The sequence below is a fragment of the Metallosphaera sedula DSM 5348 genome (assembly GCF_000016605.1).
GTDB classification, from domain to species: domain Archaea; phylum Thermoproteota; class Thermoprotei_A; order Sulfolobales; family Sulfolobaceae; genus Metallosphaera; species Metallosphaera sedula.
The window spans coordinates 400,278-423,964 of the sequence record NC_009440.1; the positions used below are offsets into that span (position 1 = coordinate 400,278).

Here is a 23,687-nt window from a genome sequence, read left to right on the forward strand (position 1 = left end):
AATGATCTTCGAGGAATCAACTGATACTCTCCTTGAAGTTAACTCTCTGAAGACATACTACGCCACAAAGACCGGTTACGTTAAGGCCGTTGATGATGTGTCACTTTTTCTCGATAGATCCAAGGTCCTTGGCGTCGCAGGAGAATCCGGATGCGGAAAATCAACCCTGGTCACCACCATATTCAGGGTAATGCCTAGAAACGCTAGGGTGGTGTCTGGCGAGATCAAGTTCAAAGGACAGGACCTGTTAAAGATGGACTTGAAGACCTTCAGGAAGGAGATAGTCTGGAAGGATATGGCCTACATACCACAGGCCTCTATGGACGTATTGGACCCAGTGTATAAGGTTAAGGACCAGATGCTTGAGACCATCCTGGCACACGAGGACGTGTCAAGAGCAGAGGCGATGGAGAGGATATACAGGACACTTGAAAGCGTTGGTGTTCCACAGGAGAAGGCTGACATGTTTCCACATGAGCTCTCCGGGGGACAGAGGCAGAGGGTGGTTATAGCCATGGCCCTCCTCCTTAATCCCTCCATGATAGTGTCAGACGAGGCCACCACGGCCTTGGACGTGATCACTCAGGCTAAGATCCTGGAGCTCATGAAGTCTCTCCAGGAATCCAGGAAGTTCAGCATGATGTTTGTAACCCACGATCTGTCCCTTTTAGCTAACGTGAGCGACAGTATCGCGATAATGTATGCGGGGAAGCTCGTGGAGTTTGGGGATGTGGAGAAGGTGTTTAGCAATCCACTCCACCCCTACACGCAACTTCTCATAAAGGCTATCCCAGATCTCAGGGTTAGAAAGCAGAAGAAACTGGTGGCCATACCAGGTTTCCCACCAGACCTGGAGAATCCGCCGAAGGGTTGCAGGTTTGCCCCTAGGTGTCCCCTAGCCATGCCAGTGTGTAGTGAGAGGGAGCCTGAGTTCGCTAGGGTTGAGGGATTCCATTACGTGGCCTGCCACGCGGTGAATAGGAAATGATAGAGGGAAAAAGCTTAAGGGTGTACTTCAAGTCCAGGGATGTCCTAGTTAAGGCCCTTGATGGGGTAAACGTTAGCGTGAAGGATAAGGAGATTGTGGGCATAGTTGGTGAGTCTGGAAGCGGTAAAACTACCCTGGGAAGGACGATCCTTAACCTACAGAGACCGGACTCAGGAGAAGTACTCTGGAATGGAAAGAACGTGTTCAAGTTAAAGGGTAAAGAGGAGAAGGAGTTCAGAAGACAAAATCAAATCATCTACCAAAACCCGTATGAGGCGGTGGACATTAGACTGAAGGTTTACGACATAGTCGCGGAGGGTCTTAGGGTTCACAACATTCCCAAGAATAGAGAGGAGGAGAGGAAGATAGTCTTGGATACCTTGAGAGACGTTGGCCTTACGCCTGAGGAGGAATATGCGAAATCGCTTCCCAATCAGCTCTCTGGTGGACAGTTACAAAGGGTAGCTATAGCCAGGGCTCTGGTCCTTAACCCTTCCTTCATGGTCGCAGACGAACCGGTGTCCATGCTAGATATGTCCATAAGGGCCGGAGTTCTGGACATTTTTAAGCGTCTCAGAGATGAGAGGGGGATAAGTATAATGATGATTACCCACGACATCTCAACCCTGGGATACGTAGCGGACAGGATATACGTAATGTATCAGGGGAAGGTTATAGAACATGGTTCCACGGATGCCGTTCTAGATAAACCCCTTCATCCCTACACTCAGGGCTTAATCTCAGCCGTTCCAATTCCCGACCCATCAGGTAGGGCAAGTCTGTTCTCCGTGAAGGTGAAGGAGGAAACTGAGCCCTATAACGGGAAAGGATGCAAATACTATCCGAAATGTCCCTTTGCCATGGCCTCCTGCAGGGAAAAAGAACCAGAATTATCGGGTGTATCCAGTGACCACTACGTCGCATGCTTCCTATACTGAGGAGAGATCCCTGGTTACGAGAAAGGAACTCATTTTCTCCACGATCTTCGTGATAGCAGGGGGATTCGTTGGGATCCTTACGAGTCCCGAGCTTTTCCTAGTGATACTGCCCCTGTCCGTCTCAGTTCTCCTCTTCAAGGAATGGAAGCTCTTTAGGGGAATGCGAGAACTTCAGAGGACTGGGGTTCTGAGGTTTGAGCCCAGATTTAAAACCAACAGGAAAGAGGCCAATAGAAGCTTAGTTGTGGTTCTCCTGCTTATAGCTACGCCTATGGTCCTCTCGTTCTTCCTTCCTCCACTTCCTTGGCTAGCTATAACCATGGCTATCGTAATGTCTTGGCCTGCCTCCAACCTTTTAGAGGGTATGACCCAGTTAACTATAGAGAAAAGGACAGGGAAGAAGCTAAGAAAATTCTACACCTGGACATCGTTCAGGGACGACGTAGTGATGAAGGATTATGGCTGGTCACTGAAATGAACCTAAACTACTAGAGAATTGCTCCACTTATTGTGCATTCTAGACGTATAAATCTGTATGCAGCAACAAACTTGAGCGTTTTTTCCACATTAATGAATGTTCCCCTTTACTATGTTGATGAGTGTTTAAAATGAGCTCTGAGTAGATTGAGGTATGAAAAGGTGCCCCAGATGCGGTTACGAGAATAGCGACTCAGCCACTATGTGTGAGCGATGCAGATATCCACTAACGCTCTCGTCAGAGAGCTTCTCCACGAAGTGCCCCAGATGCGGTTACGAGAATCCTCCCGGAGCGTCCATATGTGAGCGATGCAGATATCCCCTTAAGATTGTTCCCTTTCAAGTGGAGGAAACTAGAAGGGAGGAGAGATCCAGGGAAGAATCCATGACTAGACTAAGAGATGGCGCACTCTACCTAATGATTGGAATCCTTTTCCTCCTACTCTCTTTACCACCCATAAACACCTTGGTTCAAAGTATTTTCGGATTAGTCTCGGTGGTTTTTCTAGGTATGGGAACCGGAAGCTACTCGGTAGCTTTCAGGCTATTCGACGAAAGGTTAAGGAATTCATCACTACTCTCTTTCCTCCTCTTACCAGGCTTCCTTCTCCTTGTATCTGGAATAGGTGTGGTGGAGCTCAACATTACGAAACTTAATCTAACTGATTTATCAAAAAATCCTCTAGCGGTAATCCTAATTGACCTAGGGTTTATCCTCTTCCTAATTGGCGGATTGGGAATTACCATCGGAGTTTACAAAATAGCTAACGCCATGACAAGGCCAGGACTCAAGGTAGGAGCGCTACTCTCCCTCATAGGTTTGATATCATTTCTTCTTCTTCCAGAGCTTGGGTTTCTCCTCATGGGAGGCCAATTTCTAATTTATCTGGAGTCAAGGAGTTTAATTCACGGGAATAGGAGAAGCTCTGGATAACTCACTCGAATCTTACCGCAAGCATGCTAACTCCTCCCCAAGGGACGTCGTATCCAAGTATCTCAGCCTTTCTCGGCTTCACGAAACCTAGCACGGTGTATAGGGGATTGAGTAGTCCCTCGGGCTGTGCCTCCACCCACATTTTCGTCTTTGGCAACTCCATTATCTCGTCGAACTTTCCTTCCTTTAGCAGGCCCATTAAAACCTGGTCGAATCTTGATTGTTTAGGTTTAATCCCCAGATATAAGCCATCAAGCCGGTGTGTAGGTGATCCGGTTCCCAAGATTAGGACTCTCCTCCCTGAGGATGCTTGAGCTATTACCTCTCCCAACTTATAGTGTTCCTGAGGTGTTCCGTCTGTGATTGAGATACTCACAACCCTCAGGCCGGGAAACATGTAGCTCAGGGGTATCCACGCTCCGTGATCCAGTCCCCAGGACGAATCTTCCTCAACCTCAAGTCCAGCTTTCTTTCCCGCACTGACTATTTGCCTTGCTAACTCCACGTCATTATCTGCTGAGTAACAGAACTTGTAAAGTTCGTCTGGAAATCCGTAATAATCCTGGATACATTCAAGCTTCTCCTGAACCTCAACCAGATGTTTTCCACTCCACGATATAAAGTGAGGGCTAATCACGACCACCGTCTCGGGGTTCACCTCACTCCTAATCTTCTCCCCCACTTCCCTCATCAACTTCTTCCAAGGTATGTCCTCCACTAGAATGGTTGGAGATCCATGGGATACGAAAAGGCCTATCATGGGATCACTTTATTAGGTAAACTAGATTTCTTTACTTATAATTCTTTCTGCCAATTCTTGGTAAGAAGATGTTAAATAGCGATAAAACTAATTAATTTTACCATGAAAGTAGTTTTCCTCGTAATGTCAGGAGACGAAAAATTAGGGCTAGCTCTAAGGATGGCGTACAATTCAATCAAGAACAAGAGGTATGACGATCTGAAGTTACTCTTTTTCGGACCAAGTCAGAAGGCACTCACAACCTTGCAGGGAGACCTAAGAAACATGTTTGAGGAGATGCTAAAGAACGGAAGTGTTGATTCCGCCTGTGTGGGCGTAGCGGAGAACATGGGAATAAAGGACACTCTTATGCAGATGGGAGTGAGGCTAACGCCCATGGGTGAGACTCTTTCCAAGTACGTGAATCAAGGCTACGAAGTCATCACATTCTAAAATATCGCAAGGAACCCAAACACGAGAACAAACGCGAGGCTGGCCCAATAGAGGAGAGATTGCAGTCTCGTGTTTTTTAGATCTCCCATAACCTTCTCATCCGAGGATATTAGGCCCTGAATTACCCCAGGACCCACTAGGGCAAGAACAAGAAATACGAGAAGGTTCAACACCGCATTTGCGAGCTCCTGGGTTGGAACTAGGGATATGGCCAGTGCAGCTGGAACGCTTTCCAGTATATAGACAATGAAGGTCTTCTCTCTTCCTACGCCTAGAGCTTCCACAACCCCCCAAGCACTTCCTAAGGATATTACCACTAAGGCCAGGAAGGCTGCTGCAACTAGTCCTACCCCAAAGAAGATGGGCGAGAGCGGACCAGCAAAGGAGCTCAGGGCTTTGGAGATGGACTGGGGAGAGAGAAAGTTCGTGCTGGGGTCTGCCCCAGCCATGCTCATTTCCACCAGAACCATGAGGAGCTCTGTGGCCAATGCCCCCACCGCAGTTTCCATTCTTATCCTGTTAATAGCAACTCGCTTGGGCACAAATCTTCTAGTGGAGTACTTGATGGCCGTGGCCGAGGCTTGGAAAAATAGCATGAAGGGCATTACCACGGCCCCCACGTTAGCTGCCAAGAGGAACACGAAGCTTGGTGAAAGGGAGAAATAGAACAGGGGGTAAGGTTTTATTCCGCTCTCCACCAGGACGAGGGCAAAACCCACAAAGAGAATAGGAGATATGAAGAGGAGTACCCTCTCTGCCTGCTCGTACTTTCTCCCCAGCATCAGGAGCAAGTGAGCAGTGAAAATTATGGGAACCGATACGATGACGGGTATCCCAAAGACTGCAAGACCAACCGCAGCTCCTGCATATTCCACGGCATACGTGAGAACGTCAGTGAGTGCCATGGGTAATGCCATTGCCAGGGAAACCTTCCTGGAGTATCTCTCCCTGATTATCTCCCCCAGCCCCTTTCCTGTGGCTATCCCGATCCTCCCAGAAACCTCCTGAATGAAGTAGAGCGGGATGGTGAGTAGGAGTAGAAACCAGACCAGAGAGTACTTCAGCACTGCACCAGTCTCTGCGGCCCCAATAGTGCTAGACGCATCCATGTCCGCCATCATAACGAGCCAGGCGGGTCCGAACAACACTAGCAGATTTGTCAATTTACGAGTCGGCGTATTCCATTTACGATTCATCGTAAAGAATAGTAACTTTGTTGAATAAAAACTTTAGCCCTAAAGACTTAGGTAGAAGGGAATCACGACCTGGATAGGTAGAGGTAGTCCTCCTCTCTCAGGTCCCATTCTAGAACCTTAGCGAGCTCATCCACATGGGCCTTAGTGGATGCCTTTGGAATGGGTATAGCTCTTCTGGCAACGTAGTTCAGACCCACTTGAATGGGGGTAACCCCGTACCTTTTCGCAACCTCCTCTAGCTTAGGCTCCCTAGAGATCTCTCCCCTACCCAAGGGGGAATAGGCTATAACCTTAATGTTGTTTTTCTCCAGGAAAGGAATAAGTTGGTTCTCTGGATCCCTATGTATGTAGCTGTACTCTATTTCGTTCGCCTCAATCTGATACTTGGCTGTTACCTCCATAGCTTCCTGTACAAGGGCAACGTCAAAGTTGCTGACTCCGATACACCTCACAACCCCCTCATCAACCAGCTTCTCCATGGCCCTTATGGTCTCCCTGAGCGGGACGCTCGGAGATGGCCAATGAATCAGGTAAACATCGATGGATTTTAGGCCAAGCCTTCTAAGACTTGCCTTTGCAGATTTTATCACATCATCGTGGGAGAGGTGATTATTCCAGACCTTGGTCACAATGGTGAAATCCTCCTGATCGTAATTCCTCAGCGCCTGACCTACAAGTTCCTCGGTATGTCCTCCACCATACATTTCGGCCGTATCAAATAGGTTGATTCCCTTTTCGTACACGTAACGAATTAACTCGATCCATTGAGGGTCACGGGTCCTGTCGGCGGACCAGTAACCTCCTCCAATTTTCCACGTGCCAAATCCTATCTTTGATACTTTCTTATCACACAGATTCATGACATGTTTCTCTCACGCCTAATTAATAAGAATGAGCCGTGGATGGCCTACATTATCAACATGAAATCAGGAATTGGTTTGAATACGTGATTTGCCAACTCCTGAATTTGGGGAGGAACTAGAGATAGGGTCACGCTCGAGGCATTAAATAGGGATTCTATAAAGGGAACAATAGTAACAATTCCCTTGAACAGGTAAGCATAAGTTTCAGCTAACTCAAAGAAGGATGGAATAGGCGGGACCATGTTAATGAGTGTTCCTAGGATCTCACCCCTTTCATTCTTCATCGCGTTAAGGGTGCTATCAACATCAAATTTATTCATATCAGTTACGAAGATTTTCCGAATGTGAATCGGTTCCTTAACAATTTCTCTAATTTTATCAAAAAGAATATTGCTTCCCTCAGTTATCTGAGTTGATGAATCTGCAATTACTATTCCGAATCTCTCCTGAATTGCAGAGACCATGACATGTTCAAACATCTCTCTCTTCTTTGCATCACTGTAAATGGCGTACAAGCCATCGTTTAACTTACTACCGTTGCCCAGCATCTTGATAACCCTAATTGTTTGACCTTCCAATTCGATATCCGTCCATAGGTCTCCCGTGTTACTTGATAGGATAGATGGAAGTAATCCCTCCCCCCTAACCTCCATGAGATACGAACTCCATCCAAGTGGATCAAGATCTAAGAGGATAACGTCAGTTCCCTTCTTTGCCATAGATAGTGCGAGAAGGGCAGAAATCGTAGACCTACCAGCACCACCCTTGACACCTGTAACTTCAATTATAAGCATTATTATCTTCTAGGAGGAACCTAATTTAAATGTTTGTAAGAAATTTTCCATGAATCTTCTATGAAGACTATAGATATCATATAGAAAATAAACCGTATTAAACAACATTCTTCCAATTACAATTTTCTCATGGCATTTTTAAATATGCTCTAATCAATAATAGATTTAAACCTGTAACTAAAGAAAGCTAGTATCTGGTCTTGATGGGAGGAATTCCTCTAATTATGTTTCCAATACTGTCATCATTAGTTTAATAGCGTGATATTGGAATTTGATTAATATTGCGAGATGGTACTTTGTTTTGAATCGTGATCATACCCCTAAATTGCTAGTCCCTTAGTTAGTAAACTGCCTATTGACAAACTTTTAATCGTGATATCTAAAAGAAGTAATATGAAGCTGTGGTTAGTAGGTGTTGCGGTAGTAGTCTTAATCGTAGTGGGATACTTCGGTTATCAATTTTTAACCACAGGTCCCGTAACGGTGTACGCAGAGGATGCACCTAGCGTTTCAGTGACCTTGACAATCACATCGATTATGTTGCATGAAGTTAATGGTTCTTGGATTACAGTTTCCAATAAGACCATAGTCTATCAACTAGGGTCTAACCTAACTCAACTCGTATCAGGCAGAATACCCGCAGGGAAATATAACGAAATATTCCTCTATATAAAGAACGCATCCACATCAGTTCTAGGGGTAAGTGTAACCATACCTAGCAACGTTTTGAAGATCCATTTCATTGCAGATAAGGACCTAATAGTATCTCCTACCCAAAACGCCGAAGTTATAATAAGCTTCCCCCATATGTCCATATCCAGCGGATCACTTATAATTTCCCCATCAATTACTGCTGAAGCTATAAACTAGACTCACCCGTTCTCCTCGATGGGCCGTCTCTCACGCCAACTAGATTTTTGGATTTAAGCTCCTTTGATCATTTACTCCTGTTACATGGTTTACCGAAAATCCACTTTCCTAAGCTTTAATAAAAACCGTTTCAAATCTATAATGAGTAAAAATGGCTAAGGTAGGTTTCATAGGAGCGGGAAAAATTGGACAAACCATAGCTTACTCGGCCCTGGTGAGCGGGGCTGTGGACGAGGCTGTAATTTATGATATCATTCCTGAACTCCCAGACAAATTTGAGCATGAGCTTAGGCACGCCTTCGCGACCAAGGGAATAAAGGCGAATGTTCTAGGGACCAATTCCCTAGATGACGTATCTGGAATGGACATCGTTGTTATCTCGGCTGGTAAACCTAGGAAACCAGGTATGAGCAGGAGAGATCTATTCGTGGATAATGCTAAGATAATGATAGACCTAGCTCAGAAACTTCCCTCTAAGAATCCTGGAGCGATATACCTAATGGTAGCAAACCCAGTTGACATGATGGCATCGGTGTTCATGAAATACTCCAAGCAGTTCACCATAAGCGCCGGAGATCAAGTAGAGACCATGAGAATGAGATCCTTCATTGCAAAGAAGCTTAAGATACCCGTGACCTCCGTGGATGGATTCGTGGGAGGTGAACATGGGGAGGATGCCGTGGTCCTGTGGAGCACCGTGAAGATTAAGGGAAAACCCGTGGATGAGTTCAACATTAACAAGGACGAGGTAAGCGATTACGTCAAGAAGATTCCTGGCGAGATAATCAGGGTAATAGGTGGTACCACCTGGGGTCCTGGGACCATCATAGCTGACATCATCAAGTCCATTGCGTTCAGCGAGAATAGGGTTATGAGTATTGCAACTCCGAAGGAGTACGAGAAGGAGATAATACATGTGAGCGCTCCCACTGTTGTAGGGTCTAGTATAGGTCCGTCCCTAGAGTCCCTTCTAGATGAGAAGGATAGATGGCATCTAAACTCCGCAATGAAGGATTTCTACGAGGCATACAAGGAAAATCTAAAGCAGCTGGAACAGGCAACCAAGGCTTAAGGCTCATTTATTTTCCAATTTTTCAATGACTTAGTATTTTCACAATCTTCCCTAAAAACCCTTGGTGTTTAACTCGGATGAGCTTTGATTTACACTACTTTAATATCTACGGACTCTACTATATGCTAGGTTCAAAAATTGAAAGTGAAAGACCTAGAGCCCAGAAGAAGGGCAGACGTAACTGTAAAGGTAGTTAGTCTTGGAGAAAAAAGAAATGTAATTGGAAAGGACGGTTCTTCTCATCAGGTGATGGACGTTCTTGTTGGGGATGAGACAGGTTCCATCCTCATGAGTGTATGGGATTCAAATATTCAGAAGGTATCCCAGGGAAAGGTATTTGCAATCGAGGACGGTTTCGTCTCAGTACATAGGGGATCCATGAGACTATCCCTTGGTAGGACTGGGAAGATGGTGGAGACTCAGGGTACCTTTGAGGTAAACACCCAAAACAACGTATCCAACAGAGTTGTTGAAGAGGAACCAAGAAGAAGGTACGGAAGGTACTAAAAATTATTTTTATTTTTACTCATTATTTTGCTTTATTCTAGTTAAGATTTGAGACCTTCAAGGTTTCTGGACCTACTGCTAGACCAATCCCAGCTATTATCGCCCCTAGACCAAGAACAATCACTGCCGAATGTGATACTGAGGTCACCGTGGAAAGCTGAGAAATAAACAGTTGAGTAAAACCAGCAACTATGAAGGCTCCGTTGTAAGAGAAGCCCACTCCCGTGGCCCTACTAAACGTCTTAAACCTCTCAGCCAGGTAGCTGGGAGATATGGCTGAAGCAAGGTTCATTCCAAAGCCGAAAAGCACCATGGACAATAATGTGGGAGACCCTGCAAGGTAGAACCATGAAGCCGTGAGTAACCCCACAACTACCCCCACAATGCCCATGACTTTCCTTCCCACGAAGTCAGAGAGGAGGCCAGAGAGTACCATTGCAGGTATGCCAACAACGTTCATGATCAACGCCAGGAAACCGTACACCTGCGGAGATAGGTGAAGAACCTGTCCCAGATACACGGGTATGAACTGTGGTCCGGCGTATATCATTACCCAGAAACCTATCATAACCAGGATAGTTTGCCACAACGGAGATAGACCCTTAATTGGATATTCCTTTTGTGCTTCCACGTATATCTTGGGTTCGGTAACCTTGGCGCGTATCAGGAGGGCCAAAACTGCAGGGATTACACCTATGAAGAAGATATACCTCCAACCTGTGACGAAGAAACCAGGCGTCTTTGCTAGGGATGTGAAAAGTAAGTCTACGATCACGAAACCTAGTAGAGTACCTGACTGCATGACGCCAGAAAGAAGCCCCCTCCACCTTGATACGCTCTCCATGGCTAGGGTGAATGAGCTCGACACGTCACCGCCAATGAAAATCCCCTGAATTACCCTCAGCAGGGAAACTGTGACAGGGGCCAGTATGCCAATCTGAGCGTAGGGTGGTACCAATCCCGTGAGACCTATGGAGAGGGAATAACCTAGGACCGTGATAATGAGGGCCTTCTTTCTCCCCTGAAGGTCAGCGAAAAACCCGAAAAGGAAACCGCCTAGGGGTCTCGTGACCACTGTAAAAATAATGGGTAAAACTGCACCAAGCAAACCCAGTGTGGGGTAAAATACCTTCTCTAGGATGGTTGCCGTTATCACCACTGCCCCGAGATCGTAAGAGTCCATCACCCACGAGAGATATGCGCCTATGAAATTAGATCTCATGAACCCCGAAATAGAAATTATAATTTAAAAACTTGATTGCGAAAAAGCTAGATAAAAAGGAAAATAAAAATTATTTCCGTTTTAGGAAAATCACTGCCACCGCTATAATAACGACAACAACTACAACTATTCCGACAATTAGTAAGGTATTAGACGAGCCTGAGGATGGTTTAGGTGAAGGAGTCGTTGTGTTAGTGGTGGTTGACGTAGATGTGTTAGTGGTTGTTGTCTTCGTCGTATTTGTCGTTGACGTAGATGTGTTAGTGGTTGTTGTCTTCGTCGTGGTAGGCTGTTGAACAACTGTGAACTGTGAGGATGAGTTGTAGACTGGAACTTCTCCCTTGGGGGTCAAAGAGTATGTGCTTACCTTGATGGAAAGGGGTTGCGTCGAGTTGAGGTTAAAGAGCAGGGTAAAATTCTCAGCCTGCCCTGGCTTTAAGGTATAGTTCAAGGCCTTGTTAAGGACGGTCGTCGAACCCTGAGATGCTATGACGAGAACATAACCCTGACCTGAAGTGTTCCCTTCATTCTTTACAGTGACTATCAAGTCATACGTAATGTTGGTTTGTAACTGGGTAACTTCCTGACCGTTATAGGAAACTAATAGCGTTGCCACTGGCTTAAACACCAAGGGGAGGAAAGTGATTTGTACCGTTACCGAGCTGTTTTTCACCGTAACTTCACCTGTAACATCCTTGCTTAGATAACCTGTGACGTTCTGCACCGAATAGGTGTAGGTTCCGGCTGGAACCTGGAAGGTTATCATGTTAGAGGTTGATGATTTAGTTGTGCCGTTGAGGGTAACGGACCATTGTGTCCCTGCGGGTAGGCCTGTCTGCACAAAGCTCACGTTGTATACGTTCACTGGCGATACTCCCACGTAAAGTGGATACGTCTCACTTACTGAGATGTTGGGATTGGCCTTGACGTTAACAAGGAACGTATATATACCTGCAGTGGATGGGGTCCAGATAAAGCTTAGTGTTTCCGAGGCCCCAGGAGCTATGCTAGCTATGGGAACGTCAGACGTAACGACTTTTCCGTTGTAGAGGACTGTCTCATTCACCTCTGTGAGCGCATTAACGTTACCCTGATTCTGAACCTCCACACCAACAACATATGATGTGCCAGGCTGTAGCTCCGTGACTGAGGCTCCGGTACTTTGCTGTAAAACCACTAACTTAACAATCACTAGCTTAACGAATGGCAGAGCGAACGTCACGTTTATACTAAGCGAGGAATTCACGAACACTTGTCCATTAGAAGGTGTTGGAATATAGTTGCCCACGTTTGGAATTGAGAAGGATGAGTAACTTGCTCCCTGAACTTGAAACACTATCTCATTGCTCGTGGAGTTCTTTGTCTGTCCGTTAAAGGTAACGGACCACATGGTTCCGCTGGGCAACCCATGCTCCATAAAGGTGACGTTGTAAGTTTGAGTGGTAGAGGCTCCAGTGCCAATAGAGCCGGCAATTAATCCTATGAAAGATCCGAGTAGTAAAATTAACAATGTTGAGCCTAAGATTTGTCTCATGATCCCAAACATTTTTTGAGCACCAATATTAAAACTTTATCAGAACAGACCAATTGTTACTATACCAAAGAAGACTAAGTGAGAAACCTGAACAAGACAATGATGTCCAATCACCCGATGTCACGACATGGCGAATGGGTCATACGAGATAGAGAACGTACAAGGCTAACATAGGACTTTGTACTGTAACTAGACCCCTGAATTTTAACACTACGTCAAGAAAATCCCTTTTCCTTTAATAACTCATTTACGACCCTAAGAAGAATAATTATATCATATTTTGCTGACCCCTCGGTTAAACAAGGACATAGAATATCCTGTGAGTCGGGGTCATTGTGTTGATAGGAGTGAAGGAGAAGGGCTAAGTTAGTATAGACATCAATTTTATCGCCAATTACTTGACCCACCTGGTTCAGGAGAGTTGCAGGCATTATGGCAATGATCCAGTCAACTCCTTTCAACCTTCTTACTGCCTTTTGTTTTTACCTTTCCTGGAAATAGATTGGCTAATTTATCTTTATTCTCGACTAAAAAGGCTGAGACTAGCGCTTTCTAAGCTTGAAATGGTTTACCGGCAGACATCTCTTACTGTTCATCTATGCCTGGCTCCGTTATAGAGATTTTACTTTTCTAAGCCTTGAGAAATAAAATCAAAAATATAGAATAAAATTAAAAATTTTTAACTTAGCTATGTTAACCCCAGCTATATCCTCCTGAGGAACCAGAGGAACTCGAACTACCTGACGAAGATGAACCGCTTGAGGAACTACCTGATGAACTACTGTTAGAGGAACTACCTGATGAAGATGAACCGCTAGATGATCCCGTTGACGAAGTTCCAGATGAACCGCTCGAAGATGTCATTGTAGTGCTGCTTGATGATTGAGTCTTAGCGTGGGAGGACATGTGGGTCAGGGCCATTCCCATGAACGCTCCGCCCATAACTAGAACTATTACTGTTATTGCTATGACGGCTATTTGAGAAACGCCTAGAGCCTTCATTACTTTAACAGGGTTATTCAACATTATAATACTTTTACCCAAATCTTGTCAGGTTTAGAAACTCACGTTGTATACGATTTAGTTTTTACAATTTGGGAAAAGGCATATTTATACTCCACGTCAAACCCAGTTTAATGAGTAACACTTCAACAGTAAACGGTGTATTAAGATATTAAGGTGAGAAAAGTTGATCCATTCGCGGTTTTCAAGAATCCCGTGTACAGAGTTAGAGTAATAGCGGTGATGCTATCGATCTTCTTCTTCTACTTCGGGGAGTATCCCTATCTCACCGAGTATCCCCTATGGACATCCTCTTTCCTTCACTACTCCGGAGCCTTGGGTAACGAGATAACGTTCCTGTTTGGACTTGCTGGGATTGCGACTTTCCTAGGGTCAATAGGTCTTAGGTTTGTGGTGGAAAGGGTGAGAAGGGCCGTTCTGGTCACCTTCTCCTATTTCGTAGGCATGTTACTAGGGGTCCTAATTGCCGTGGTTGGGGCAATAGCTAGGGATATTCCCTTAACCTTCCTAGGACTTGTGCTCGCCAATTTCATAGGCGTTGGATGGTCAAACCAGCTCAACTACTTAAATGGGACAGAAAACGTCCCGACTTACGCCAGGGCAACGTCATTCGCCTTTTCCGACGGATTCGCCCATCTCGGTGCTGCAATATCAACGGCGATTATATTCGACTTCATACCAGTTCTAGGCAACGTTCAGACTTGGGTTCTGTTCCAGGTTCCGATGGTAATCATGGGGTTAATACTGATTAAGGTTCTGCCCAACACCATTGGACGGAGCCTAGAGAGCGTCAATGAGGCCGAGGCAGGAACCTAAATTTTCTTAAATATTATTTAGTTTTTTCCCTTGAAAACCTTCTAGTTTTTATCTCAATTGGTTGTTTTCACGAGAAATAGCTAAAAATAATTCCTTTTAATGAAAAAAGCTTATATTATGATTTTATTATTAGAGCACGTATGCCTCTTAAAAAAGAACTCAGCTATCTGGATCTAATTATCCTCGGAATAGCCGGGGCTGTAGGAACTGGTGCACTTTTCAGTACTGCAGGAATGACTGCAGACGCAGGTCCTTCAGCAGTTATTTCGTGGATACTAGGGGGAGTATTCTACCTTTTTATCGGACTTACTTATAGCGAAATTTCAATGAACCTGCCTGAGGCTGGTGGTCCATCCAGGTATAGTCTGTATTCACATGGGAAACTTACCAATCTGATTAATGCAATGGCGGATCTAGTGTGGTACCTTTTCATTCCACCCATAGAGGCCCTGGCCGTGGTTGAGGGACTTACTTTCTTTTTCCCTTCCTTGCTTACCCCTGCCGGGACTCCAACCCTCCTCGGAGGGCTTGTTGGAGTTATCCTCCTTATCCTCTTCATTCCGTTCAACTATTTCGGCGTCAAGGCTTTTGGAAGGTCAACCACATCCTTCGGAACGGTTAAACTAGTATTGTACGTAGCCCTCGCGCTAGGCGTTATGGGAGTGTTTTTCTCTGCCAAGAACTTCGTGAGTTACGGCGGTCTAGCGCCATTTGGACTAGCGGGAATGTTCACGGCAATACCTCTCGCCATGTTTGCCTTCGGAGGAATAAGAGTAATACCAGATTATGCAGAGGAGGCCAGGGATAGGAGAAGGCTCTCGTCTGCCATAATTCTAACCGTGATTGGACAAACCTTGATCTACGTATTATTTGCTATCGCATTCGTTGGGGGAATAAACTGGAGTAAAGTTGCCCTATCTCCAGGAAACTGGACAGGGGTAACCTCAGCCCTTCCAGGAAACCCATTCGTGGACCTATCGCAGAGCAATTCAGCTCTTCTGATACTGGCTCTCATCGTGGCACTGATTGGGCCATTCGTGACAGGTTACATCTACCTTGGGGCTGGGACAAGGGTTCTGTTTGCCATGGGGAGGACAGGAATAGTCACTAAACTTATGAAGCAGTTACACAGCACCTACTCAATCCCCGTTTGGGCTCTCCTCGTGTTCGGGATCGTGGGCGCAGTGATAACTTTCCTGACATCCCCAATACCCACAATATACAGCCTGATTAGCGATGCCGTTGTTGCTGGTTATCTAGGATTTGCAGTGAACCCAGTGGCTATGATGGCCATGAGGAAGAAATACGAGTATAAACTCAAGGGGGGACCAGTGATAGCAGCTCTAGCCTTCGTGTTCTCATCTCTCATTGCCTTCTGGAGTGGCTGGCCATCGGTGCCTTACTCGGTTATCATAATAGCCATAGCTGTTGGGATATTCGGTGCTGTATACAGGGCTTTTGAAAACGTCTTCAACTCTCTATGGTACATTGCCTATATAGCTTTCATTACCCTCATGACCTACATAGGAAGTGATGGAGCACTCTCCCTGATCAACTTCTACCTAGCATCTGCACTTGTCGCCGTAATCTCGGTTGCAGTGTTTTTCCCATGGGGTATAATATCAGCGAAGAGAGACATAAAAATCCCAACAGAACAAGAAATAGAAAATCAATAATTTTTATACCTTTTGGGGTTCTTCGGTTAGTCTCGTTCCCAGGGTTTCTGGACCCAGGTATTGTCCTATCCCCACAAATATTGCACCTAGGATTAGCAAAGCTGCTGTAGAGAACCAAACGTTCTCTGGAGTGTCAATTCCCTTGAATAGGTATTCGTGCATAAGTTCCACGTATATGCTAAACCAACCTCCCACAAATATTCCAGATGAATACCCAAAACCTACACCTGAAGCTCTCATTGAGGCCTTGAATCTCTCAGAGAGATAGATGGGTATTACTCCCCAGGGAGCCTGAGTTATTATTCCTATCAACACGGAAGCTAAGGATGCTCCGACCACATTACCTGACTTCGCGGAGGTAAAGAGAAGATAGTATACAGGGACAGAGAGAATTAAGGTAATGAAGACCCAAATCAGTGTCAATCTTCTCCTCCCTAGGTACTGGGAAAGGGCCCCAAACGTCACTGCACCTGCAAAGGCTGCATAAGTACCGTAGGAGTAGATGCTCTCAGCCTCTTGAAGGGAGAACACCGAGGGAGCGTGTTCAAGAATCGCTGGCACGAAGGCAAATAGGGAATAGGCGTAAAAGAACATACCAGTCATATACACCATAACCTGAAAGAAGTCCCTCCTGTAGGGCTTTCTAAACAGATCTGTGAGCGGACTTTTCCTGACCATGTTCCTGTTCTTCACGTCCTGAAACACCGGAGTCTCCTTCATTGATAGCCTCACAGCTAGGGCGATGACCGCGGGTGCTAGAGCAGTAAGGAAAACATATCTCCATGCGAAGTCCTCCACTCCCTTTAACCCGTATATTCCCACGAAGGCTCCCTCAACTACAGCTGCCAGGGCAGCTCCAAAGGAAAAACCTCCCTGTACAAATCCGCTTATCAAACCTCTCCACTTGAAAGGGGTCCACTCCATGGCAAAGGGATGGCCCGCGGAGTACTCGCCGCCAGCGAAAATCCCAACCAGTACCCTGAGGAGAACAAAAAGAACGAAGGAGAGTATTCCCACCTCCGAGTATGTGGGAAGGGCAGCAGTGAGTGCACTTACCAAGCCTAGGCCAAGGACTGTGATGATTAGGTCAGCTCTCCTCCCAATCTTATCGCCAAGGTTTCCAAATATGGCTGAGCCAAGAGGTCTAAAGATGATTGTTAAGGAGTAACTCAGAATTATGTTAAAGGTAGCAAGCAGGGGGGACTCGGGAGGTAGAAGAACCTTGGCTAAGATGGGAGCTATACTCAAAATCATTGTTAGATCGTAGGAGTCGAGAAGGAATCCCACAAACTGGGATGAGACCGCCTTTACAGAATCAACTCCAAATCTTTCAGGTTCCATGGCATCTGTCCATAATATCATAGGTTAATAGAATTTTCTTTCAATTCAAGTCGAATATAATGAAGTTTATTTTCATTTTATCAGGAAAAATGACACCTGATTAATGTTTTATTGTAATGCTGAATAAGTAGGAGTTAAAGGATGTATAAGCAAAAGATATTATCTAAACATTCAATTGTTACTCATGACTGTTGCAGGAAGAATAGAAAGGCTTCCCTGGACCTCATTCCACACCAGGTTGCTGGTGTTGTTAAGTCTAGGGGAGTTCTTTGAGCTATACGACCTATTCGTGGGGGGTTTCGTGGTTGCCCCTATCTCTGCATTTTATAAGGTATCCACGGCGGTGGCAATATACTACAACATTGCCGTGTTCTTCCTAGGCGCATTTCTGGGAGCTATAATCTTCACATATGTGGGAGATGCACTCGGCAGAAGAACATCGCTAATCCTGAACATGGTCATTGCAGGTATTGGTCTATTGCTAACCCCGTTTTCACCCAGCATACAGGTGCTGGGTACCTTAAGGTTCATTACAGGCCTAGGAGTAGGTCCGGAGGCCCTCATTGTCCTAGACGTTTTAATCACGGAGTTCTTTCCTTCGAGGATTCGGGGGAGAGCCCTTGCCATAGCGTATACCGCGTCCTGGACAGCTCCCATAGTGGTGGCGATTCTAGCATATCTCCTTATTCCCCATGTATACCTTATTCCTGGATGGAAATGGTTATTCATTATAGGAGGCCTGGGGATATTCACCATAATACCCTTCAGGTTCCTTATTCCAGAGTCCCCAAGATGGCTAGAGTCCAAGGGAAGAGTTGACGAGGCCGACAAGATAGTCAGTAACATGGAGAGTATAGCAATGAGGGAGAAGGGGTCATTGGAGGAGCCTTTACAGGTTCAGGTAATCACGTCCCAAAGGGTGAGAATAAGTGAACTTTTCAGCAACGAGTATAGGAAAAGGACGGTAATGTTATGGATCTTCGAGTTCCTTCAGGCCGGGGTCTACTACGGTTTCGCCTCACTGGCTCCATCTGTTCTCGCCAGCAAGGGTTTCACACTAGTTCATACGTTAGAGTACTCCATGTTGATATACACGTCCTATTTCCTTAGTTCTCTTGCCTCAGTCTTCATCATTGATAGTCAAAGATTTGACCGGAAATGGCAAGTGAGTATAGTGATGCTACTCATGGGGATAACAGGGTTGGCCTTTGGGTTCGCTATCACGCCAGTGGAAGTGGTGGCAACTGGGTTCCTGTTTGGGTTCCTTTCAAACATATTCTCCAATGCATTCCATCAATACGGAGCTGAACTTTACCCCACTAGAATGAGGGCCTTCGCTGACGGAGTACAATACTCCCTTAGTAGGCTGGGTAACTATGTGTGGCTCAGCGTGTTGCCTCTGGTTCTGGCCAAGTATGGCGCCGTCGGCATGTACACAGTGGTGTTTGTGATGGCTTTGATAGTTGCTCTAGATGTTGGAGTCCTAGGTCCAAGAGCATCCAGGATTGAATTGGAAGAATTGTCCCACTAATCTTTTTTATTTCATGAACTGATAAATCAGTTGTTAGTTGAAAGGTTTTATATTCACGTCTCAGCTTGATTACGCCCTCGATAAGACCTACCAACTTTTATGTTAACTGTGACATCTCATTTCAGACATGAGGGCCTTAGTTTTAAGGAAAGGGAAATTATCCATGGAGGAGATGGAAACAAAGGGAGAATTCAAGGTAAGATCTGTGGGAGTGTGCGGTACGGACGTTGCAATGGTTAAGGGAAGCTATCCTCCTAGGAAAGATCCACTAGTGCTGGGCCATGAATTTGCGGTGGAGAGGGATGGGGCTCTCTACACCTCGGAGATCAACTTAGTTGATTGGACTTGTAAATACTGCAGAAGGGGGATGTATACCCATTGCGAGAATAGGAAGGCCTTGGGAATTGATGTGGATGGGGCCATGAGGGAATACATGGATCTGCCTGGATATCTACTCCACGAGGACAGGGTGGGTCTTAGACCTGAGGAACTTTCCTTGACGGAACCTGCTGCTGCCGTTCTGAGAATGGTGGAACTTATTCATCCTTCACCTTCCGACAGGGTTCTTGTCCTGGGGGACGGTCCCGTGGGCATAATATCTGCAGCGGTCCTTGAGCACTACGGTTTCGACGTGGAATTGAACGGACATAACCCGGAGAGGATGAGAGTTGCTGAGAATCTCGGGATTCCTACGACTAGATCTTCAACCAAGTACGATGTGGTTGTTGAGGCCACGGGTAGCAAGGCCCTTGGGGAAGCAATGAGATATGTGAGACACATGGGAAAGATAGCCCTTAAGTCAACCCACGGTCTAGAAGTTTCCTTGGACGTAACCCACGCCGTAGTCAATGAGGTACAGTTAATAGGGAGCAGATGTGGTCCTTTCTATCTCTGGGATAAGGCAATGCACCTTATCAAGGAGCTCGATTTAAGGAGAATAGTTACCACATATCCATTCTCGGAATACGAAAGGGCCTTTCAAGACGTTCTAAACCGTAAAGTGGTTAAGGCGGTTCTCATGATCTAGGGCCTAAATCCTTAATTTCCTAACCTGTGTATGTAATAACATGTACACAATTCATTCAAGTAAAATTCACAATAAGTGGGACAACTCCTTGTCTCCTGTCCTAACCATCAAGTCTGGAGACGTGATAACGGTCGAGTCCAGAGAGGCATCAGATGGTCAGGTGACTCCTTCATCTTCCCCTTCCGACCTACTGAAGCTAGATTTCTCAAGGATTCACCCGCTTACAGGACCTGTTGAGATTGAGGGAGCAGAACCGGGGGACGCACTTGAGATAGAGTTCCTGGATTTTGCGACGAAGGGATGGGGATGGACAGGGGTTCTGCCAGGCTTCGGATTCCTGGCCAATGAACCCTACACCACCCCGATTGACCTAGCAGGTCCAGCCCTGAAAATATGGAAGGTGGAAAGGGAGGCAATTGCTAAGTTCGGTGACATAGAGGTAAGGGTTCCATCAAGACCCTTCCCCGGGGTTATAGGTACTGCCCTTCCTACACCTGGTAAATTCAGCACAATACCTCCAAGGGAGAACGGTGGAAACATGGACATTAAACACCTGACCAAGGGTACGAAGCTTTATCTCCCCGTGTTTGTGAGTGGGGGTCTCCTATCCCTTGGGGACACACACGTGGCACAAGGAGACGGAGAGGTATGCGGGACTGCAATAGAGGCTCCTATGGACGTGACAATTAAGGTCACCTTGCACAAGAACGCTGGGATTACTCAACCCCTCTTTGAGACCCCTGCAGTCAAGGAAGGCGACTTCAAGGAATACCTGGCATACCCTGGAATAGATCCCAACTTATGGGAAGCGGCTAAGAAGGCAATTAAGGGGATCATTGGCATTCTCTCCTCTCACATGACCCCTGTAGAGGCTTACATGCTCGCTAGCGCCGTTGTAGACCTTAAGGTAAGCCAAGTGGTCGACGTTCCGAACTGGATAGTGACGGCATACCTGCCTAAGGACATATTCCCTGAGGAGATAAGGCCTAAATTGAGGTTAATCAGATAGCCCTAGTATAGATCACATTGCCTCATGTGGTATTGAGGGGGGTAAGATCATTTTTGGCCCTCTTATTCTCTTCAACAAACATATAGACTGCAGTTCTCAGTAGGGCACTTCTCTTTACACGCTTCTCCTCAACGAATCTCGATATTTTTTGATACAGTTCATCTGGGACCTTAACTGTAATGATCACAAGCCTGTCTCCCTCAAGTTCAGCGGAAACTGGAAGGTTTTGATCAATTACTCTCTCCACATATTTTCTTATCTGGGAGGACAGCGTGGTCTTCTGCCCCCTAAGAATTTTCCGAGCCTCCTCGGCTTTGTTTCTTTCTAGTTTGAAGGATATTACTTTCATTTAGATAATATACCGTCCACGGGATAATAAATTTTAGTTAAATTTTGCGGGTGAATGTTTAACTTTTTAGAAAAGAGAGATTCCTCGAGATTTTGAGAAGCAGGACGGGGACAGGAGATTGCCTTGTCTGAGTCGTGAACGTGCTTAGAGATAATTGACATTATGGTGCCCTGAGTCCTTTTTAGATATGTGCAATTTTTGCATTTTTCGTTGATTATTTAAGTTATTGATCCTATCACGCCCGATGAAAAGGACACTCCTGGCACTGGCAATGGGTGGTTACACAGACGGATTTGATCTCCTGATTATTGCAGGAGTACTGGGAGAAGTACTTAAGGTCTTTAAACCTACACGGCTCGAGACTGGACTCTTAGTTTCAACTTCTTTTCTAGGATCAATTGTAGGGGCAATTATCCTTGGGTTAGTGTGTGACATCATGGGTAGGAGAAAGAGCTACCTCATCTCGTTAATCCTTTTCATTATAGGGGCTCTAATTAGTGCCACTGCACAGGATTACGGCTCACTTGTTCTTGGAAGGTTGTTGGTAGGTCTAGGAATTGGAGGTGAAATTCCGTCCTCAACCACCCTTCTAACGGAGATTTCGAAAAAATGGGTAGGTCTTATCTTCGCCTCTTGGGCCATAGGAGCACTCAGTGCGACAATAATACCCTTTTTCGTATATCCCTGGAGGATTGCGTTGTTGCTAGGAGCGGTTCCACCGCTTATTGCCGTGGCCCTCCACAGGTGGATTAGGGAAAGCGAAGTTTGGCTCAATTCGTCCAGGATTAATAACGCCTCGAAGTTTACAGTTAATAAAGCCTCAAGTATAGCAACCTTGGTCACCGGGTTAAGTCAACTAGTCCTCACCATGGTCTTAGCATCGTTTGCTGTTTATGTACCTGGATACTCCATGGGAACTCAGTTAATCAATTGGACACTTTTCGCGATAGGTTCAGTCCTGACTATCTCGGCACTCAGGAGAAAGCACATTCTTTTCCTTTCCTACTTACTAATAGGGGTGTTCCTTGTTACATATTCCGTCACCGGCTTGTTCAGTGCAATTGCCTTAGTCTGGTTCTTCTCGTGTTTAGCCTTCGGATTCTCGTTCTTGTACGTGGGAGAACTTAGAAGCGCCACCGATAGAGGAACCTTCAATGGATTCCTCTTTTTTATGGGAAGGTTAGGAGGAGCCATAGGTACGTTCTCTTATCCACTTCTGAGATACGAGTTGAAAGAGGTGCTCCTAATGATTTCCCTTTCCCTTATGGTCCTAAGTCTTATCATACCATTTTTAGAAGAAACTAGGATAGAAAAGGTAGAGTGAAAAAGTCTATGAAGGTCATGTCACTTTGATCCACACTGCGTGCTTGGCTATCTCCTTTACGCTGAGCATCTTCAGTTCTGCCCCCTGGAACACTGGCAGATGCCTTAGGTTATGCTCCATCATTATTGCTATTGCCTTAGAAATCTGCTCCTCTGAGGATACAGGATTTATCCATCTAGGATCTATCAAATCATCTAGACTTTTACCCTTAGCCATGGCCTTGGTTAGATCCCTTATTGAGATCAAACCTACCTTCTCACCCTCTCTCACTACGGTAGCCTTAAGTTTCCTCTCCTTAAGGATAGAGTATAGCTCCCTGTTAGTTACCTTCCCTACGACAGGAACCTGAATCGCGTATTTCTCAATTTTCTCCCTAGGATTTATGGGAAGAATACTCTCGTCAAGTATTGGAGAGGTCACGGAAGAAGCCCTCAACACATCCCTGAGGGATATCATGCCTGATAATTTCCCTCTCTCTATGACAGGCAAATGACTAATACACTTCTCAAGCATGATCCTGAGGGCTTCCTCAACCGTAGCCTTTCCCTCAATGGTTATTGCGTCCTTGGAGAAGTTGATTAGTGGCTCCTCCTCTCTGCCACCTATCCAAGCCTCCAGTACGTCGGTCTCAGTAACGATCTTGGTTCCGTTCATCAGCAGGAGAGATCCCACACCTTCCTTAGTCATCTCCTCGGCTCCCCTTCTCACGCTCCACCTTGGATCACCCAACACCAGTCTCTTCGTGGCATATCTCCTTACCCTGGAAAGGGTGATCTTTGCCCTCAAGGGGACCTGTGACTCGTCGCTTACCACAACTATGCAGTCGTATGGACATGCCCTTTCGCAGGCCATGCAACCGGTACAATCCTCGGGCCTAACAACCTCCGCAAATCTAGTCACCTCGTTGATCTCTATGCACTGAGCCAGGGCACAGGCCCTCTGGCACATGTAGCATCCTACGCATCTATCCACGTCTATCAGAACTATGGGATCCATGTTATCAC

The 23,687-nt window shown here is 45.8% G+C and carries 25 protein-coding genes; 14 read left to right on the forward strand and 11 right to left on the reverse strand.

Annotated elements, in window-relative coordinates; translation table 11 throughout:
* The first annotated feature begins 1 nt into the window (after nt 1).
* The 4 genes from MSED_RS02285 (at nt 2) to MSED_RS02300 (ending at nt 3,337) form a co-directional block, all read left to right on the forward strand.
* The gene (locus tag MSED_RS02285; protein WP_012020410.1) at nt 2–988 is read left to right on the forward strand and encodes an ABC transporter ATP-binding protein; all 987 of its coding nucleotides are present in this window, start codon (nt 2–4) and stop codon (nt 986–988) included.
* On the forward strand, nt 985–1,926 hold the full coding sequence (locus MSED_RS02290; RefSeq protein ID WP_012020411.1) for an ABC transporter ATP-binding protein: 942 nt from the start codon (nt 985–987) through the stop codon (nt 1,924–1,926). The genes MSED_RS02285 and MSED_RS02290 overlap by 4 nt, the downstream gene beginning before the upstream one ends.
* Nucleotides 1,895–2,404, forward strand: coding sequence for a hypothetical protein (locus MSED_RS02295; RefSeq protein ID WP_012020412.1), 510 nt, complete (start codon nt 1,895–1,897; stop codon nt 2,402–2,404). Before MSED_RS02290 ends, MSED_RS02295 begins: the two co-directional genes overlap by 32 nt.
* 153 nt (nt 2,405–2,557) lie before the next feature.
* Complete coding sequence (locus tag MSED_RS02300) at nt 2,558–3,337, forward strand: zinc ribbon domain-containing protein (protein WP_012020413.1); 780 nt, start codon at nt 2,558–2,560, stop codon at nt 3,335–3,337.
* A 1-nt stretch (nt 3,338) separates the two neighbouring features.
* Here the strand turns inward: MSED_RS02300 and MSED_RS02305 are convergent, their stop codons facing one another.
* Nucleotides 3,339–4,097 (reverse strand): dioxygenase family protein, encoded by a 759-nt coding sequence (locus MSED_RS02305; RefSeq protein WP_012020414.1) that lies wholly within the window; start codon nt 4,095–4,097, stop codon nt 3,339–3,341.
* A gap of 102 nt (nt 4,098–4,199) precedes the next feature.
* On the opposite strand from MSED_RS02305, the gene MSED_RS02310 reads away from it, so the two are divergent.
* Nucleotides 4,200–4,529 carry a DsrE family protein gene (locus MSED_RS02310; protein ID WP_012020415.1) on the forward strand — a complete coding sequence of 110 codons (330 nt, stop codon included), beginning with the start codon at nt 4,200–4,202 and terminating at the stop codon, nt 4,527–4,529.
* On the opposite strand, the gene MSED_RS02315 is transcribed toward MSED_RS02310, so the two are convergent.
* The 3 genes from MSED_RS02315 to MSED_RS02325 form a co-directional block, all read right to left on the reverse strand.
* Complete coding sequence (locus MSED_RS02315) at nt 4,526–5,725, reverse strand: NRAMP family divalent metal transporter (protein ID WP_012020416.1); 1,200 nt, start codon at nt 5,723–5,725, stop codon at nt 4,526–4,528. The two genes, MSED_RS02310 and MSED_RS02315, sit on opposite strands and share 4 nt — an antisense overlap.
* Before the next feature lie 62 nt (nt 5,726–5,787).
* A complete protein-coding gene (locus MSED_RS02320; protein WP_012020417.1) occupies nt 5,788–6,585 on the reverse strand; it encodes an aldo/keto reductase in 798 nt (265 codons plus the stop codon).
* A 47-nt stretch (nt 6,586–6,632) separates the two neighbouring features.
* A complete protein-coding gene (locus MSED_RS02325) occupies nt 6,633–7,382 on the reverse strand; it encodes an AAA family ATPase (RefSeq protein ID WP_012020418.1) in 750 nt (249 codons plus the stop codon).
* Between the two features lie 393 nt (nt 7,383–7,775).
* Between MSED_RS02325 and MSED_RS02330 the strand changes: the two genes are divergently transcribed.
* The 3 genes from MSED_RS02330 (at nt 7,776) to MSED_RS02340 (ending at nt 9,831) form a co-directional block, all read left to right on the forward strand.
* A complete protein-coding gene (locus tag MSED_RS02330; RefSeq protein WP_012020419.1) occupies nt 7,776–8,252 on the forward strand; it encodes a DUF4382 domain-containing protein in 477 nt (158 codons plus the stop codon).
* Nucleotides 8,253–8,403: 151 nt separating this feature from the next.
* On the forward strand, nt 8,404–9,324 hold the full coding sequence (locus MSED_RS02335) for a lactate/malate dehydrogenase family protein (RefSeq protein WP_012020420.1): 921 nt from the start codon (nt 8,404–8,406) through the stop codon (nt 9,322–9,324).
* Between the two features lie 144 nt (nt 9,325–9,468).
* A complete protein-coding gene (locus MSED_RS02340) occupies nt 9,469–9,831 on the forward strand; it encodes a single stranded DNA-binding domain-containing protein (RefSeq protein ID WP_225938911.1) in 363 nt (120 codons plus the stop codon).
* A gap of 37 nt (nt 9,832–9,868) precedes the next feature.
* On the opposite strand, the gene MSED_RS02345 is transcribed toward MSED_RS02340, so the two are convergent.
* The 4 genes from MSED_RS02345 to MSED_RS12255 all read right to left on the reverse strand — a co-directional run bounded on the left by MSED_RS02345 (nt 9,869) and on the right by MSED_RS12255 (nt 13,589).
* Entirely contained in the window at nt 9,869–11,053 is a 1,185-nt protein-coding gene (locus MSED_RS02345; RefSeq protein ID WP_012020422.1) for an MFS transporter, read from the reverse strand.
* Between the two features lie 70 nt (nt 11,054–11,123).
* Entirely contained in the window at nt 11,124–12,587 is a 1,464-nt protein-coding gene (locus tag MSED_RS02350; protein WP_158497965.1) for a CARDB domain-containing protein, read from the reverse strand.
* A 215-nt stretch (nt 12,588–12,802) separates the two neighbouring features.
* The gene (locus MSED_RS11780; RefSeq protein ID WP_012020424.1) at nt 12,803–13,048 is read right to left on the reverse strand and encodes a hypothetical protein; all 246 of its coding nucleotides are present in this window, start codon (nt 13,046–13,048) and stop codon (nt 12,803–12,805) included.
* 232 nt (nt 13,049–13,280) lie between these two features.
* Entirely contained in the window at nt 13,281–13,589 is a 309-nt protein-coding gene (locus MSED_RS12255; protein WP_048059974.1) for a hypothetical protein, read from the reverse strand.
* Between the two features lie 177 nt (nt 13,590–13,766).
* Here MSED_RS12255 and MSED_RS02365 point away from each other — a divergent pair, with 177 nt between their 5' ends.
* Nucleotides 13,767–14,426 (forward strand): MFS transporter, encoded by a 660-nt coding sequence (locus MSED_RS02365; protein ID WP_012020425.1) that lies wholly within the window; start codon nt 13,767–13,769, stop codon nt 14,424–14,426.
* 140 nt (nt 14,427–14,566) lie between these two features.
* The gene (locus MSED_RS02370) at nt 14,567–16,102 is read left to right on the forward strand and encodes an APC family permease (RefSeq protein ID WP_012020426.1); all 1,536 of its coding nucleotides are present in this window, start codon (nt 14,567–14,569) and stop codon (nt 16,100–16,102) included.
* Between the two features lie 3 nt (nt 16,103–16,105).
* On the opposite strand, the gene MSED_RS02375 is transcribed toward MSED_RS02370, so the two are convergent.
* Complete coding sequence (locus tag MSED_RS02375; protein WP_048059975.1) at nt 16,106–17,443, reverse strand: MFS transporter; 1,338 nt, start codon at nt 17,441–17,443, stop codon at nt 16,106–16,108.
* Nucleotides 17,444–17,627: 184 nt separating this feature from the next.
* Between MSED_RS02375 and MSED_RS02380 the strand changes: the two genes are divergently transcribed.
* From MSED_RS02380 to MSED_RS02390, 3 genes are all read left to right on the forward strand, one after another.
* Nucleotides 17,628–18,974, forward strand: coding sequence for an MFS transporter (locus MSED_RS02380; protein WP_012020428.1), 1,347 nt, complete (start codon nt 17,628–17,630; stop codon nt 18,972–18,974).
* A 127-nt stretch (nt 18,975–19,101) separates the two neighbouring features.
* Complete coding sequence (locus MSED_RS02385; RefSeq protein ID WP_048059976.1) at nt 19,102–20,001, forward strand: alcohol dehydrogenase catalytic domain-containing protein; 900 nt, start codon at nt 19,102–19,104, stop codon at nt 19,999–20,001.
* 40 nt (nt 20,002–20,041) lie between these two features.
* Nucleotides 20,042–21,010, forward strand: a complete 969-nt coding sequence (locus tag MSED_RS02390) for an acetamidase/formamidase family protein (protein ID WP_012020430.1) — start codon at nt 20,042–20,044, stop codon at nt 21,008–21,010.
* A gap of 22 nt (nt 21,011–21,032) precedes the next feature.
* On the opposite strand, the gene MSED_RS02395 is transcribed toward MSED_RS02390, so the two are convergent.
* Nucleotides 21,033–21,359: a ribbon-helix-helix domain-containing protein gene (locus MSED_RS02395; RefSeq protein WP_012020431.1), complete on the reverse strand. Its 327-nt coding sequence runs from the start codon at nt 21,357–21,359 to the stop codon at nt 21,033–21,035.
* Between the two features lie 244 nt (nt 21,360–21,603).
* Here MSED_RS02395 and MSED_RS02400 point away from each other — a divergent pair, with 244 nt between their 5' ends.
* On the forward strand, nt 21,604–22,683 hold the full coding sequence (locus MSED_RS02400) for an MFS transporter (RefSeq protein ID WP_012020432.1): 1,080 nt from the start codon (nt 21,604–21,606) through the stop codon (nt 22,681–22,683).
* A 15-nt stretch (nt 22,684–22,698) separates the two neighbouring features.
* Here the strand turns inward: MSED_RS02400 and MSED_RS02405 are convergent, their stop codons facing one another.
* On the reverse strand, nt 22,699–23,679 hold the full coding sequence (locus tag MSED_RS02405) for a CBS domain-containing protein (RefSeq protein ID WP_012020433.1): 981 nt from the start codon (nt 23,677–23,679) through the stop codon (nt 22,699–22,701).
* Between the last annotated feature and the right edge of the window lie 8 nt (nt 23,680–23,687).